Raw genomic sequence first — 13,219 nt, 5'->3', positions numbered from 1 at the left:
CGACGAGATCCTCGAACGCCTCGCCGGCTACCTGAACCGCCTACCGAACCCCAAATCCTAGATATGCAGTCCTCCCAAGACTCGGGACACTAGGGATCTTCGGTGCCGCCCCGCCGCTGGAGATCGACGACGCCGAGTGGCGCCTCTACTTCGAGGTCAACGTGCTCTCCGCCGTCCGGCTCATCCGCGCCTACCTGCCCGGCATGAAGGAACGGGGCTGGGGCCGCGTCCTCAACCTCGCCAGCGATTCGGCCGTGGCCATCCCCGCCGAAATGATCCACTACGGCATGACGAAGACCTCACTGCTCGCCGTCCGCCGCGGGTTCGCCAAGGACGCCGCCGGTACGGGTGTCACCGTCAACTCCGTCATCGCCGGGCCGACGCACACCGGCGGCGTCGAGTCGTTCGTCCGCGAACTCGTCGGCGACGCGCTGCCGTGGGACCAGGCGCAGCACGAGTTCATGGTCAAGTACCGTCCCCAGTCCCTCCTGCAACGTCTCATCGAGCCCGAGGAGATCGCCCACCTGGTCGTCTACCTCGCTTCCCCCTACGCCTCCGCCACCACCGGCGGCGCCGTCCGCGTCGACGGCGGCTACGTCGACTCGATCCTCCCCTGAGGCCGGGGCGCCGGACCGGCCACGTCCCGGGGCGAGTGGGGCCGCGGGCCTTCTCGGCCGGGGCGCGGTCAGCGGCCTGTGTGCTCGGCCAAGGCGTCGATGATCTCGTTCCACAGTTCCCGCGGGCGGTCGTGCCCCATGTCGGGGATCAGGCGCAGTTTCGCCCCGGGTACCAGCTCGGCGGTGCGTTTCCCACCGCTCGGGTCGATCAGGGTGTCGTCCAGGCCATGTATCACCAGGGTCGGCACCTGGAGCCCGCGCAGTGCGCCGGCGCGTGAGCCGCCGAGGATCATCGCCCCGAGCTGCCGCCCGACTCCGGCCGGGTAGTAGGCCCGGTCGTAGCTTCGGGCGGCCAGTTCACGCAGGGCGGCCGGGTCGCCGTAGCGCTTGGAAGCCCACACCAGCTCCCGGTCCGCCGCCGCGATGTACCCCTCGCGGTCCGAGGGCTTCGGGGCGAAGAGCACGGACCGGGCCTCGGCACCGGACCGGCCGTAGTCGGGCTCGCCGGTCGAGGACATCATCGACGTCAGCGTCCGTACCCGCGCCGGGCTGCTGACGGCCATCGTCTGGGCGATCATGCCGCCCATGGAGGACCCGACCACATGCGCCCGCTCGATTCCGAGCGCGGTGAGCAGGCCGAGGCCGTCGTCGGCCATGTCCTGCAAGGTGTACGGCACCATGGCGAGGGCGGACGCGAGGTCGCCCGAACTCACGGCCTCGATGAACCGGGCCACGTCGACGGGGTGATCGTCGAACTTGGTGGACAGCCCGCAGTCACGGTTGTCATAACGGATCACGTAGCGGCCGCGTTCCGCGAGGGCGCGGCAGAAGTCCTCGTCCCAGGCGATCAACTGCGCGCCGAAACCCATCACGAGCAGGACGGGCGGGTCGGAGGGGGCACCGAAAGCGTCGTAGGCGAGGGACACTCCGGGCGAGACGTCGGTGATCGGCATGCTGGGAGTGTCCCAGCACGCCGATCCGCCGCGCGCACCCGGGCGTCGGCGGCGCGGCGGCCGGTACCCGGATATCGGCAACGTGGCGGCCGTAGCCGGTATCGGTAGCGTGGCGGTGGCCGCCCGCTCCCGCCGCGCGGACTGCACGCGTGCTCAGGCGTAGTAGTGGATCGTCCCGTGCAGCGCCGGTGCGGCTCCCTCGCAGTGCTGGGTGAACGTGGCCGCAAGCGCTGTGACCGTGCCTCCCATGTCACGTGCCAGCTTGGTGATGGTCAGTGAGCCGTTGCTCGCGTTGCAGCCGCCGAAGCCGGACACGTCGAGCCCCGCCGTGCCGGGGCCGCTGCTCCGCTCGGTGGTGTAGGTGTGACCCGGCTCGAACACCTCGCCCGTGGGCGGGACCAGGAGGGCAGACCAGTTCTCCCGCTTGCCGGACGCCTCGAAGGACAGGCCGCCGACTCCCCAGGGACGGAGGGAGAAGAGGCTGGTGGCGCCGGTGTGGGTGCCGGTGCGGCCCTGCCCGACGTAGTCGCCCGGCTCGCTGGCGTAGGAGAAGGACAGCGGGTAGGCGCGGTACTTGATCACCCCTTTGAGCGCGGGCGCGTCAGGCGCCTCGCAGCGCTGGGTGTAGGTGGCGTCCAGCATGCTGATCGCGCCGGAGCCGTCGGTGGCGATCTGGTTGACCGAGAACTGGCCGTAGACCCTGTTGCAGCCGCGCGACTGACCGTTGGCGTCCAGACCGGGGGCCCGGCCGGTGGCGAAGCCCGCCCTTTCGGCATCGCGGTAGACGCCCGGGTGGAGCTTCTCTCCCGCGGGGGCCGCGAGTTCCACGGTCCACCAGTCGCTGTCGTTCTCGATCCGCGCGGTCAGCGCCTCCGCGGTCCCCTCGACGGTGATCGTGGCCGTCTTCGGGGTGTACGCGACGCTGCCGCCCTGGCCGACCCAGTCCCCGTTCTCGCTGGTGTGGCTGTACTTCGTCACGGCGACCGGCGCCGCGGTGGCCGCCTCGGCGGGCGAGACCAGCCCTGCGGTCAGGCCGATCGCCGCGGCCAGGCCGACGAGGCCGACCAGCACGCCGGACGAACCTCGGCCGCCGCGTCCGCTCCCTTTCTCGCGCCCTTCTCGTCCCCTTCGCCCTTCTGGTCCTCTTCGTCCTTCGCGTTCTTCGCGTGTGCCTCGTGTGCCTCGTGTGCGAGTACGCACAGTACGTTCCCCCTCCTCGGCCAGAGCCTCCCCGGCCCCGGACATCTGCCGTTCTGCCGTTCTGCCGTTCTGCCGTTCTGCCGTGCTGCCGTCACGCCTGCCTCACGCCTGCCGTCACGACAGACAGTGGCGTGTCCCCGATCACCCGTCCCAAACCCCTGGATTCCGCCGTTCCATGCGCCGGACGCCCTGTCAAGTGGCGCGGTCACAGACCCGTTCGGCCTCGGCGGCGGCCACACTGCGTCGCACATCGGCGTCCGCCAGCTCCTGGCGCTCGGCAGCGCCCGGGTTCCCGCCTGCGGCGATCTGGTCCTGGTAGGCCTTCTTCGTCTGGTCGAAATCCTTCTGTGCCCGGTCCGCGGCGGCCTGCGCACTCGTGCAGTCGTCGGTCGTGGCGGCGGCCGCCGGGAGCACGGCGACGGGAAGAGCGAGCAGTACGGCTGCGGCGGCTGTTCCGGCGAGCGAGCGCATCGATCCCATGTCCTGGAACTCCCTTGCCCCTGGCGCACCGCCCCGCGACCCGGCGCGCACTGGTGTCTGCACACCAACCTGGTGCCCGCACACCACCCTCCCCCCGGAAGCCGGGCACCGCCAGCGAGGCGCCCTCTGAGGCGAAGGGGCGTGTCACCCATTCGGCCTAGTCAAGGTGCTGCCCCACCAGGCAGGGCCTGCACTGGAACGAAAGCGTCCGGCAACGAGGAGGCACATGCGCGGCACAACTGCCCCGATCGCCATCATCACGGCGGCCCTGACCGTGGGGCTGCTCGCCCCCGGGGCCCGGGCCGACCCGGCGGCCCAGGTGTCACCGACGACGGTCAAGGCCGGGAGTACGGTCACGGTTCGCGCCAGCTGCGACACGGGCACGGCGGAGACCGTCGACGCCACGTCCCAGGCCTTCGAGAACGGCACAGTCACGCTGCGCCGCGCCCAGGGCACCGGCTACACCGGACAGGCCACGATCGCCCCGGCCGAGAACTTCACCTCCGGCGGTCCCGACCCCGTCGGGCGCCTGTCCCAGTGGGGCGTCGACGGCAACTGCCCCGACGGCCGCGGGTTCCACGCCGCCTTCACCGTGGACCGGGGTCACTGACCCGGGTGTCACGGGGCCGGGCGTGACAACACCGTCTCCGGTACGGCCGAGGGCGCCGCGGAGGCCGTGGACCCGACCGCACGACCGGCCCGACCCGCCCCACCCGCCCGGCCGGCCCGCGCCTGCTTGACCTTGACACGGTGACAAGGTCTTCACTGCGGCGCAGGAGGTGGTCGCCATGACCAGGGCGGAAACAGGAGACGGCACGCAGCCGGTGCTGAACCCAGTACGGAAGGCGATGCAGGACTCAGTACGGGAGCCGGTGCAAGACTCGGTACGGGACTCGGTGCGCGATGCCGGGCGGGTCGTCCGTGGGCTGGAGAACGGCAGTTCGTCGGTGCGGTTGCAGGCCGCGCTCGCCGCCGGTACGACCCCGGACCCGCGGTTCGTCGGCACACTCGTCGAACGGTGCGCGACCGAGCCCGAACCGTACGTACGGGAAATGCTCACCTGGGCGCTCACCCGCCACCCGTCCTCGACGACGCTCCCCAAGCTCGTCGCCGAACTGCGCTCCGAGCGGGCGCAGGCGCGGAGCCAGGCGCTGCACACGCTGTCCAAGATCGGGGACCGGCAGGCGTGGCCGGCGGTCACCCGGTCGCTCCTGACCGACAGCGACGACGAGGTGGCGCGATGCGCCTGGCGGGCAGCGGTCGTCCTCGTGCCCGAGGAGGAAGCACCGGCGCTGGCCGAAGTCCTGGCGACACAACTCGGGCGCGGCGGACGCGAGATGCACTTGAGCCTCAGCCGGGCGCTGATCGCGCTCGGAGAGGTGGCAGTCATGCCTGTCCTGCGTGCGGCGACGGCCCACACCGACCCCCGGGTGCGCGGGCACGCGGTCGGCACGGAACAGTTGTTGCGCGACCCGGATGCCGGACACGACTTCGCGATCGGGGAGGCGAGGCGCATCGTAGCCCTCGGCACGACCGGCCAGGAGGAGTGATACGTGTGTTGATCGGCGAAGTGGCACGGCGCTCCGGGGTCAGCGCCCGCATGCTCAGGCACTACGAGGCGCTCGGCCTGGTGCGGCCGAACGCTCGTACCGGCACCGGGTACCGGGAGTACTCCGGCGAGGACATCCAGCGGATCTTCCACATCGAGAGCCTGCGGTCCCTGGGGCTGTCGCTGCGCGATGTCGCATGCGCGCTGGACGATCCCGGATTCGAACCCTCGGCGCTCGTCGACGACCTGGTCCGCCGGACCCGGCAGCGCATCGCGGAGGAGACGGAACTGCTCACACGGCTGTGCCGGATCGGTGCGGCGGAACCCGCCGGCTGGGACGACGTCCTCCGCAGCGTCGCCCTGCTGCACGCCCTCGGGTCGCAGAGCGCCGGGAAGCGCCAGCGCGCGGCGCTGTCCTCCGTCGAGCAGGCTCGGATGCCGGTGGAAGCCCTGGTCGAGGCGGCGTTGAGCGAGACGGACCCGAACGTCGCCGGGACCCTTCGATGGGCTCTGGCGCACTCCGGCGGCGACGCGCTGGCCCTGCTGGCCGAGGGCCTGGACTCACCCGCCGCCGAGGTGCGCGCTCGTGCCGTCCAGTGCATCGCCGAGCTGGAGGACGTGGAGCCGACGACGGAGGGCGCGACGCCGACCGCGCTGCTGCGCGCCGCCCTCGCGGACTCCGAGGTCACGGTCCGCCGGTGTGCCGCCCTGGCGCTCGGGGCGCGGGGAGCGGCCGAGGCGGTCCCGACGCTCATCGACATGATCGTCCAGGAGACGAACGGCGCGAGCGCGGCCGATGCGCTGAGCGGGCTGGCGGCCGACCCTGCCCTGGCGGAGCCGATCGCCGCCCGGCTCGTCGACCGCCTCGCCCACGACACCCTCACGTCGTCCGCGCGGCTGAGCCTGACACATGCCCTGGCGGGGGTGCCCGGCCCCACCACGTCCCGTGCCCTCGCGGATCTGACACACGACGAGGACCGAGCCGTCGCCCTCACCGCGGCCTACGTTCTCCAGTTGCGTCGGCCGGAGCAACACACGGGACCGGGGTCTTCCTGAAGAGGTTCGCGAATGCGGGGCGTTGCCGTGCACCGCTCGGGCGGGTGGGCTGGGGACGCCCCGGTCGCGGGGAGGCGGACCGGGGCTCGCCCTCGACGTTATGCCCGCCCCCCGGGGCCAGGGCGTGCCCTGACGGGACGCTGACGCCACCCGGCGCCGCTTTGACGGAACGCTGACGCGCCTGGTCAGGCCCTCAGGCGCGGGGGCCGGCGGCGCGGCGCAGCCGGTTGGCGATCGCGAGTCCCAGCCCCTCCTCCACCGGCAGGGACGCGATGATCAGGTCGCAGCCCCGGTGGTCGAGTTCGCGCAGGAAACCGTAGAGCCCGCGCGCGTAGGCGGCCGCCGAACCGGGGACGGCCACCACCGCATGGGCCTTCAACGGGGCGTCGGCGAGGGAGGGGGGCAGGAAGACGCCCACCTGGTGCCCCTGTTCCCGTGCGGCCTCCGCCTCGGCGAGGACGTTGCCGGGTTCGACGAGGACGACCCTGGCGCGCGGCGCGTAGTGGGACGGGTGCTGGCCGGGCACCCGGACACGGCTGGTCGACGGGACGGTGACGGGCCGCCCCAGCACCGCTTCGAGGTCCTCGCGCGTCACCCCGCCGGGCCTCAGGACGCTCGGGGTGTCGCCCGTGACGTCGACGATGGTCGACTCGACGCCGACCGCGCAGGAGCCGCCGTCCAGCACGAAGTCGACGGCGTCGCCGAGTTCCGTACGGACGTGGTCGGCCGTGGTGGGGCTGACGGAGCCGAAGCGGTTGGCGGAGGGGGCCGTCACGCCGCCGCCGAAGGCCGACAGCAGCGCGCCCGCCACCGGGTGGTCGGGGACGCGCACGGCCACCGTCTCCAGGCCGCCGGTCGCTTCGAGCGGCACCCGGCGGCTGCGCCGCAGGACCAGGGTGAGCGGCCCCGGCCAGAAGCGCTCGGCCAGCAGGCGCGCGGTCTCGGGTACGTCCTCGACCCAGTCGTCGAGGTGCTGCGAGCCGCCGATGTGGACGATCAGCGGATGGGTGGGCGGGCGCCCCTTGGCCTGGAAGGTGCGCGCGACGGCGGCGGGGTCCTCGGCGTTGGCGCCCAGGCCGTAGACGGTCTCGGTCGGGAAGGCCACCAGGCCTCCGGCACGCAGCACCCCGGCCGCCTTCTCGATGTCACTGCTGCTTGCCGTCACGCTCACGATCCTCTCACTGATCCGCGCTTGGCCACGTCCGTGCTTCAGCGCTCCATACCGTGGCCCCGGTTCGCCAGGCGCATCGCATCATGAACGCGCACGACAGCTGACGCACGACAGCTGACGCACGACGGCTGACGCACGACGGCTGACGACGGACCGAGGCCGATGGCACGGTACTCCAGCCACCCCTCCGGGCTTCAAACCCGTCTCATCACCCCTGGTCACCCTGGTCATCGTTGTCACCCTGGTCACCCGTGGGAGTGGTTCGCCCCACCCCGACCGGTGGCGAAGGGGCCGCCGTCGCCGAACACGTGCCGCGCGAAGTTCTCGCCGATGCGGCGGTGCCCCGCGGGGTCGGGGTGCACCTCGTCGGGCAGCGGGAACTCGGCGTAGTCCTGCTCGCCGTAGAGGTCACGGCCGTCGAGGTGGTGCAGGTTCGGGTCGTCGGCCGCCCGCTGTCCGACGATCCGGGCGAGTTCGTCGCGGATGACCGTGAGCGTCAGGCGTCCGGCGGCACGTTCGGCGGGGTCGCCGGTGGCCTTGAACCGCAGGGTGCCGTCGACGAGGTCGGGGGCGAGGGGGCCCGGGGTGTCCTCCTGGACGGGGCACAGGATCGGCGAGACGACCAGCAGCGGGGTGGCCGGGTGGCCCTCGCGGATGGTGTCGAGGAAGCCGTGGACGGCGGGGCCGAAGGCGCGCAGGCGCATCACGTCCGCGTTGGCGACGTTGATGCCGATCTTCAGGCTGATCAGGTCGGCGGGCGTGTCCCGCATCGCACGGGCGGTGAACGGGTCGAGCAGGGCGCCGCCGCTGAAGCCCAGGTTGACCAGTTCCACTCCGCCGCGGGCCGCGGCCAGGGCGGGCCAGGTCGCCGTCGGGTGGGCGGCGTTCGAGCCGTGGCTGATGGAACTGCCGTGGTGCAGCCACACCCTGCGCCCCCGGTCCGGCGCGGGCTCGACGGGGGCGTCGGTGCGCAGGGCGATCAGCTCGGTGACCTCCGCGTGCGGGAGCCAGATCTCGATGTCCTTCTCACCTGCCGGCAGATCGGTGAAACGGGCCGTGCCGGCCGGTCCCTCCCGCAGTTCGGAGGTCTGGGCCACCATGTCGGTGATCACGCGGGTGTTGCCGCCCGGCACCGTGGTCCGGGCGGCGAGACGGCCGTCGACCAGGAGGTCGTACACGCCGTCGGCGGGGGCGGGGAAGCCCTGGTAGACGCGCTTGGTGGGCAGCGTCTCGAGTTCGATGGCGGTGGCCCGGGTACGAAAGGCCAGGCGTACGCCGGAGGGCTGCGCCTCGGCCACGGCCAGTTGGGTGTCCGGGATCTGCCGGCGCGCGCGGGCGGGCAGCCGGTGGGGCAGCAGGCCGCGCGCGGTCGGTTCAAGGTCGAGGCAACCGCGCAGGATGTCCGCGGTGACCGGTGTGGTGATCCAGTCGTGTTCGGTGCTCATGGTCCCAGCCTCTTGATCGGGATGCGCGGATGCTCCGGGTGCCCTCATGGTCGTGGCGCGCCGGCGCCGACGGGTCACGACCCGTCGACGACAGCCATTATGTATTTGCCTAATACCTTTAGGCAAATGCCATCCGGCATCGCACGGACCGGTCCGAGGTGCCCTGGGCACACGTGGGGCCGGGCCCGGCGAGGGTTAGAGTCGTCCCACCACGTGGTGAGGGGGAACGATGGGGCGGGAGCGTTCACCGCGCGCGGCGGCCTGTGCCGCGCTGGCGGGGTTCCTCGTGGCGGCGACGGGGTGCGCGCCCGGTGGGCGGGACGCGTCCCGCGACGACATGGCGCCCGCGGCGCGGACGTACGTGTCGAAGGCGCTGGACATCATGGAAGAACACTCGTTGCGCCGTCACCAGATCGACTGGGCCGACCTGCGGAGCAGGACGTTCTCTCAGGCTCGCGGGGCGCGGAAGCCGGCCGACACCTACCGGGCGATCGAGTCGGCGCTTACGGCCCTGGGCGACCGGCACAGCACCTTCTGGGACCCGGAGCAGGCCGAGCAGACCCTGGGGGCGACGGCCGCGCCTTTCGAACCGCCGCAGGGACGCTCCCTGAAGAACGGCGTCGGGTACCTCGCGCTGACCGCGGTGGACGGTTCCCGGAAGACGTACGACGCGTACGTACGGCAGGGCCGGGACGCCGTGGCGGAGGCGGGCGGGGCGGAGGCCTGCGGGTGGGTGGTGGACCTGAGGCAGGAGACCGGCGGCGGCATGTGGCCGGTGCTCGCCGTGGCCGGGCCGATCCTGGGCGACGGCACGGTGGGTATGTCGGTGGACGCCGAGGGCAGGAAATTCGTGTGGTCGATCAGGAACGGCGCACCGTACCTGGACGGCAAGACGCAGGGCTGGAGCGCGAGTCGGCCCCTGGGCACCGGCAGGCCGCCGGTCGCCGTCCTGACCGGCAACCAGACGTCGAGTGCCGGTGAGGCGGTCGCGGTGGCGTTCCGCGGACGCCCGGACACCCGGTCCTTCGGCGAACCGACCCGCGGGCTCCCGACGGGAAACGTGACGAACCGCCTCTCCGACGGAGCCGTGCTCATCCTCACGGAAGCCAAGGACGCGGACCGCACCGGCCGCGCCTACGACGCGCCGATCGCGCCGGACGAGGAAGTCGTCAAGGACCCCCGCCCGGTGGCCCGCCACCGGGACGCCGTACTGGACGCGGCCCGGAGCTGGCTGCTCGAGCAGGCCGCCTGCCGGCGAAAGTGACCGTACTGGCCGTGCACGCCAGACGGGCGACACGGGCCGCCACGCGGGCCGCACGGATCCCAGAGGGCCGTATTGGATCCCACGGATCACAGGGGGCCGCACGGGTCACAGCGGGACCGTCGGCTGACGGTAGGTCACCGCACCGCCCGCCACACCCGCCTGAACCAGGCCGATACCGGGACACGGGCCCTGGAGGAGAAGGCGGAGGAACAGTACCGGGCCCTCGCCGAACTGCGCCGCACCATGGACGCCCTGGCCATGAGCACGCACGAACGGGCCGAGGGCACCGACCGCAGGATCGCCGCGCTGGGCAGGGAGTTCGAGTCCACGGTGAACCGCCTCACCGGCAACCAGGAGATCATCGCGGGGGTCAAGGCCTTCCTGCGCCTGCTGCGCACCCCCGACGCGGGCGACGGCGCCCTCGCCCCCTGACGCGCCGTCGCCCCCCCCTGACGCGCCGCCGGGGGCGGGGGGGCGGAGGGCGGGGTCAGAAGCCGGGGCGGACCAGGCCGGTGCGTTTGGCGGTGGCCAGGACCGGGGTGGTCTCGATGGCGGTGATCTGGGCCATGGCGCCGATGGTGTCGGTGAGGAAGCGGTAGAGCGCGTCCAGGTCGGTGGTGGTGACCACGACCAGGAGGTTGGCGGGTCCGGTCGTCGCGGCGGTGAAGCGGACGGCGGGTTCGCGGCTGAGCCGTTCACCGGCGGCCTGGAGGGCGCTGGGTTCGACGGACAGCCACAACTGGGCCTTGGTGCGCAGTCCGAGCAGGGCCAGGTCGGTCTCGGTGACCAGCCGCACCGTCCCGTCGTGGAGCAGCGCCTCCAGACGGCGCTGGACGGTACGGGGTGCGGTGCCGGTCCGCTCGGCGAGGGCGGCGTAGTCGGCGCGGGCGTTCTCGGTCAGGGCCTGGATCAGCGCCAGGTCCGCGGGCGGCAGGGGGGACGGTGGCGGTGAACTCAGCGGGAACGGCCGTACTCCGAGGCGTGCAGCCTCCTCGTCGTCCAGCAGCCGGGCGCCCCAGTTGAGGGAGGCGGGGAACACCCGCAGCAGGGTGTGGGAGGTCCAGCCGTGGACGGCGGCGGTGGCCGGCAGGTCGCGCAGCAGGAGGCGGTTGCGTGCCTCGGGGCCGTCCAGGGAGACGATGGTGCTGATCTCGTCGCCGCCGCCGAGGATGTCGACCCAGAGGGTGTCGGCGCGGCGCGCCAGGGTGGAGGCGACCGACTTGATGCGGTCGGGACGGCATCGGACGCGCAGGGCCATGGGCACCAGGTGGGGGAAGCGGATCGGGTTGCGTTCCGCGGTGGCGCGCAGTGTGCCGTCGGCGTACAGCGGGCCGGCCCGGCGGACCACGGTGCGTTCGGACAGTCCCAGACATGTGGCGACCGCCCGCCAGGAGGCACGCGGTGAAGCGATGAGGGCGGCGGCGATCCGCTGATCCGTCTCGTCCAGGCTCTGGCGCACATACGGCAATTTACACGATGCAGATGGCACCTCATCGGCCTTTTCCGAGGCAGTTCTGGCGGTGGATGACACATGTGTCGAAGATGGAACACATCAGGGACGACCGGCCGACGAGGAAGGCCGTTCCTGCCGCACCGACGACAACCGTCCTCGCTCTGGCTGTGGACGGTCCGACCCGCGAAGGAAACACCGTGACCCGTCTCGACGTCCTCGCCCTGTCCGGGAGTCTGCGCCGCGGCTCCTTGAACACCGCCTTGCTGCGGGAGGCCGAACGCCTCGTCCCGCACCTGCGCTTCGACCACTACGACGGACTCGGCGCCCTGCCCCACTTCAACGAGGACCAGGAGCATCCCGCGCCCTTGGCCGTCACCGACCTGCGCCGCCGGGTCCGGGACGCCGACGCGGTGCTGATCGCCACCCCCGAGTACAACGCCTCGATCCCGGGCGCGCTGAAGAACGGTCTGGACTGGCTCTCCCGCCCGGCCGGTGACGACGGCCCCGCACTCGCCCTCAAGCCGGTCGCCGTCGTGGGTGCCTCCCCCGGCCCCTTCGGCACCGTGCGGGCCCAACTGGCCCTGCGCCAGGTGCTGCACAAGATGAACGCCCACGTCGTGCAGCAGCCCGAGTTCCTGCTCTTCCAGGCCCACCAGCAGTTCGGCGAGGACGGGCGCCTCCCCGACGGCTCCCCGGCGCAGCGGCTGCTGAGCGACGTGCTCGACGCCCTCGCCCGGCTCGCCGCGCCCGGGGCACGCCGGCACGAGACGGCCGCGGCGGTCCGCTGACCGTAGGAGCCCCGGCCCGCCACGGTCGAACGGCAGGGGACCGCCAGATCACCCGGGCCTCACCGCGGGGCCGGAGTCGATGACCGCGAGAAGGAAATGGAACATGAACATGTACCTCGGAGCTCTCAACAGGCAGTCCGCCGTCCGGTCGTTCGCGCTGGGTGACGTGCGGCTGACCTACGTCGTGGACGGTGCGATGGCCATGCTGCCCTCGGGCTTCTTCCCGGGTATCGCCCGAAACTACTGGGACGCCCATCCGGAGATGCTCGACGAGCGGGGCCGCCTGGCCATGTCGGCGGGCGGCCTGCTGGTGGAACGCGACGGCCGCCGCCTGCTGATCGACGCGGGGCTGGGCCCGGTACGCGGGCCGGTCCACGTCTCCGGCGACCTTGTCGGACACAGCGACTGCGGTGCACTCCTCCACACACTCGCCGCCCTCGGGCACACACCCGAGGACATCGAGGCGGTCGCCTTCACCCACCTGCACGTCGATCACACGGGCTGGGCGTTCACGCCGCGGCAACCGGAGATGCCGGCGAAGGGGGAGCTGCCGGGGAAGGCGGAGGAGCCTGGGAAGGCGGAGGAGCCTGGGAAGGCGGGGAAGACCTTCCCCCGGGCCCGTTATCTCGTCGCCGCCCGCGAATGGGCCCCGCACGGCTGCGGCACCAGGATACCGGGCGCCCCGGCAGTGGACGTACTCACACGCATGGGCGCGGAACACACCTCCGTCGACGACGGCGAAGAGATCTTTCCCGGTGTGTGTGCCCTGGTCACCCCGGGCCACTCGCCGGGACATACCTCGTACGTGATATCCGCCGGGAACGAACGTGTCGTCGTGCTCGGGGACGTGTTCCACACACCGGCGCAGCTGGCCCATCCGGAATGGCCCTCACGGCCCGACTCGGACCAGGACGGGGTGATGGCCGCGCGCGAGCGCCTCACAGCGGAACTCCGACGGCCGGGTACCACCGGCTTCGCCTTCCACTTCGGCGACCAGGCGTTCGGCCGCCTGACCGGCACGGACTGGACCCCGGTCCCGGCCCGGGCGCTCCTGCCGACGCCGAGGACGCTACAGGCCGGGGTCTGAACAACGCTGTGGCAGCCGGGTTGTCCACGAGGACGTGCAGCTGTCCGGCGCAGGAGCCGCCGATGCTCCTATGCTTGTCAAGCTGCAGGAGCGAGGTCGGTTTGGGTGATTCGTTCGGTTGGTGTGGCGGTCAGAGCGCGGTAGACCTCGCGGGCG

General features: G+C 72.3%; 13 protein-coding genes and 1 pseudogene. 8 read left to right on the top strand and 6 right to left on the bottom strand.

The genetic code is table 11. The annotated features are described in order from the left end of the window. Positions 1 to 80: 80 nt before the first annotated feature. A pseudogene (locus ACFC02_RS38505) lies at positions 81 to 617 on the top strand (SDR family NAD(P)-dependent oxidoreductase); the annotation flags it as partial. A gap of 68 nt (positions 618 to 685) precedes the next feature. On the opposite strand, the gene ACFC02_RS38500 reads toward ACFC02_RS38505, so the two are convergent. The 3 genes from ACFC02_RS38500 to ACFC02_RS38490 all read right to left on the bottom strand — a co-directional run bounded on the left by ACFC02_RS38500 (position 686) and on the right by ACFC02_RS38490 (position 3,250). Beyond that, positions 686 to 1,570 carry an alpha/beta fold hydrolase gene (locus ACFC02_RS38500; protein WP_376366987.1) on the bottom strand — a complete coding sequence of 295 codons (885 nt, stop codon included), beginning with the start codon at positions 1,568 to 1,570 and terminating at the stop codon, positions 686 to 688. 153 nt (positions 1,571 to 1,723) lie between these two features. Further along, positions 1,724 to 2,641 carry a hypothetical protein gene (locus tag ACFC02_RS38495; RefSeq protein ID WP_376366985.1) on the bottom strand — a complete coding sequence of 306 codons (918 nt, stop codon included), beginning with the start codon at positions 2,639 to 2,641 and terminating at the stop codon, positions 1,724 to 1,726. Between the two features lie 321 nt (positions 2,642 to 2,962). Next, positions 2,963 to 3,250, bottom strand: a complete 288-nt coding sequence (locus ACFC02_RS38490) for a hypothetical protein (protein ID WP_376366983.1) — start codon at positions 3,248 to 3,250, stop codon at positions 2,963 to 2,965. A 226-nt stretch (positions 3,251 to 3,476) separates the two neighbouring features. On the opposite strand from ACFC02_RS38490, the gene ACFC02_RS38485 reads away from it, so the two are divergent. From ACFC02_RS38485 to ACFC02_RS38475, 3 genes are all read left to right on the top strand, one after another. Continuing rightward, complete coding sequence (locus ACFC02_RS38485; protein WP_376366981.1) at positions 3,477 to 3,860, top strand: hypothetical protein; 384 nt, start codon at positions 3,477 to 3,479, stop codon at positions 3,858 to 3,860. Positions 3,861 to 4,098: 238 nt separating this feature from the next. Then, positions 4,099 to 4,800 (top strand): HEAT repeat domain-containing protein, encoded by a 702-nt coding sequence (locus tag ACFC02_RS38480; RefSeq protein ID WP_376366991.1) that lies wholly within the window; start codon positions 4,099 to 4,101, stop codon positions 4,798 to 4,800. Between the two features lie 5 nt (positions 4,801 to 4,805). Next, positions 4,806 to 5,855, top strand: a complete 1,050-nt coding sequence (locus tag ACFC02_RS38475; protein ID WP_376366979.1) for a MerR family transcriptional regulator — start codon at positions 4,806 to 4,808, stop codon at positions 5,853 to 5,855. A 193-nt stretch (positions 5,856 to 6,048) separates the two neighbouring features. On the opposite strand, the gene ACFC02_RS38470 is transcribed toward ACFC02_RS38475, so the two are convergent. Then, on the bottom strand, positions 6,049 to 7,020 hold the full coding sequence (locus ACFC02_RS38470) for an L-threonylcarbamoyladenylate synthase (protein WP_376366977.1): 972 nt from the start codon (positions 7,018 to 7,020) through the stop codon (positions 6,049 to 6,051). A gap of 251 nt (positions 7,021 to 7,271) precedes the next feature. After that, positions 7,272 to 8,471: a GDSL-type esterase/lipase family protein gene (locus ACFC02_RS38465; RefSeq protein WP_376366975.1), complete on the bottom strand. Its 1,200-nt coding sequence runs from the start codon at positions 8,469 to 8,471 to the stop codon at positions 7,272 to 7,274. A gap of 337 nt (positions 8,472 to 8,808) precedes the next feature. On the opposite strand from ACFC02_RS38465, the gene ACFC02_RS38460 reads away from it, so the two are divergent. Next, the gene (locus ACFC02_RS38460; RefSeq protein WP_376366989.1) at positions 8,809 to 9,735 is read left to right on the top strand and encodes a S41 family peptidase; all 927 of its coding nucleotides are present in this window, start codon (positions 8,809 to 8,811) and stop codon (positions 9,733 to 9,735) included. A gap of 72 nt (positions 9,736 to 9,807) precedes the next feature. Next, positions 9,808 to 10,167, top strand: coding sequence for a hypothetical protein (locus tag ACFC02_RS38455; RefSeq protein ID WP_376366973.1), 360 nt, complete (start codon positions 9,808 to 9,810; stop codon positions 10,165 to 10,167). Between the two features lie 55 nt (positions 10,168 to 10,222). Here ACFC02_RS38455 and ACFC02_RS38450 read toward each other — a convergent pair whose 3' ends face one another. After that, complete coding sequence (locus ACFC02_RS38450; RefSeq protein WP_376366971.1) at positions 10,223 to 11,194, bottom strand: Lrp/AsnC family transcriptional regulator; 972 nt, start codon at positions 11,192 to 11,194, stop codon at positions 10,223 to 10,225. A 191-nt stretch (positions 11,195 to 11,385) separates the two neighbouring features. On the opposite strand from ACFC02_RS38450, the gene ACFC02_RS38445 reads away from it, so the two are divergent. Continuing rightward, entirely contained in the window at positions 11,386 to 11,976 is a 591-nt protein-coding gene (locus ACFC02_RS38445) for an NADPH-dependent FMN reductase (RefSeq protein WP_376366969.1), read from the top strand. A gap of 103 nt (positions 11,977 to 12,079) precedes the next feature. Further along, entirely contained in the window at positions 12,080 to 13,063 is a 984-nt protein-coding gene (locus ACFC02_RS38440) for an MBL fold metallo-hydrolase (protein WP_376366967.1), read from the top strand. The last annotated feature ends 156 nt before the right edge of the window (positions 13,064 to 13,219 follow it).

This window comes from Streptomyces sp. NPDC056160, assembly GCF_042268205.1.
Taxonomy (GTDB): Bacteria; Actinomycetota; Actinomycetes; order Streptomycetales; family Streptomycetaceae; genus Streptomyces.
The sequence above is the reverse complement of the archived record's forward strand: the minus strand, read 5'-3'. Positions and strand labels throughout refer to the sequence as shown.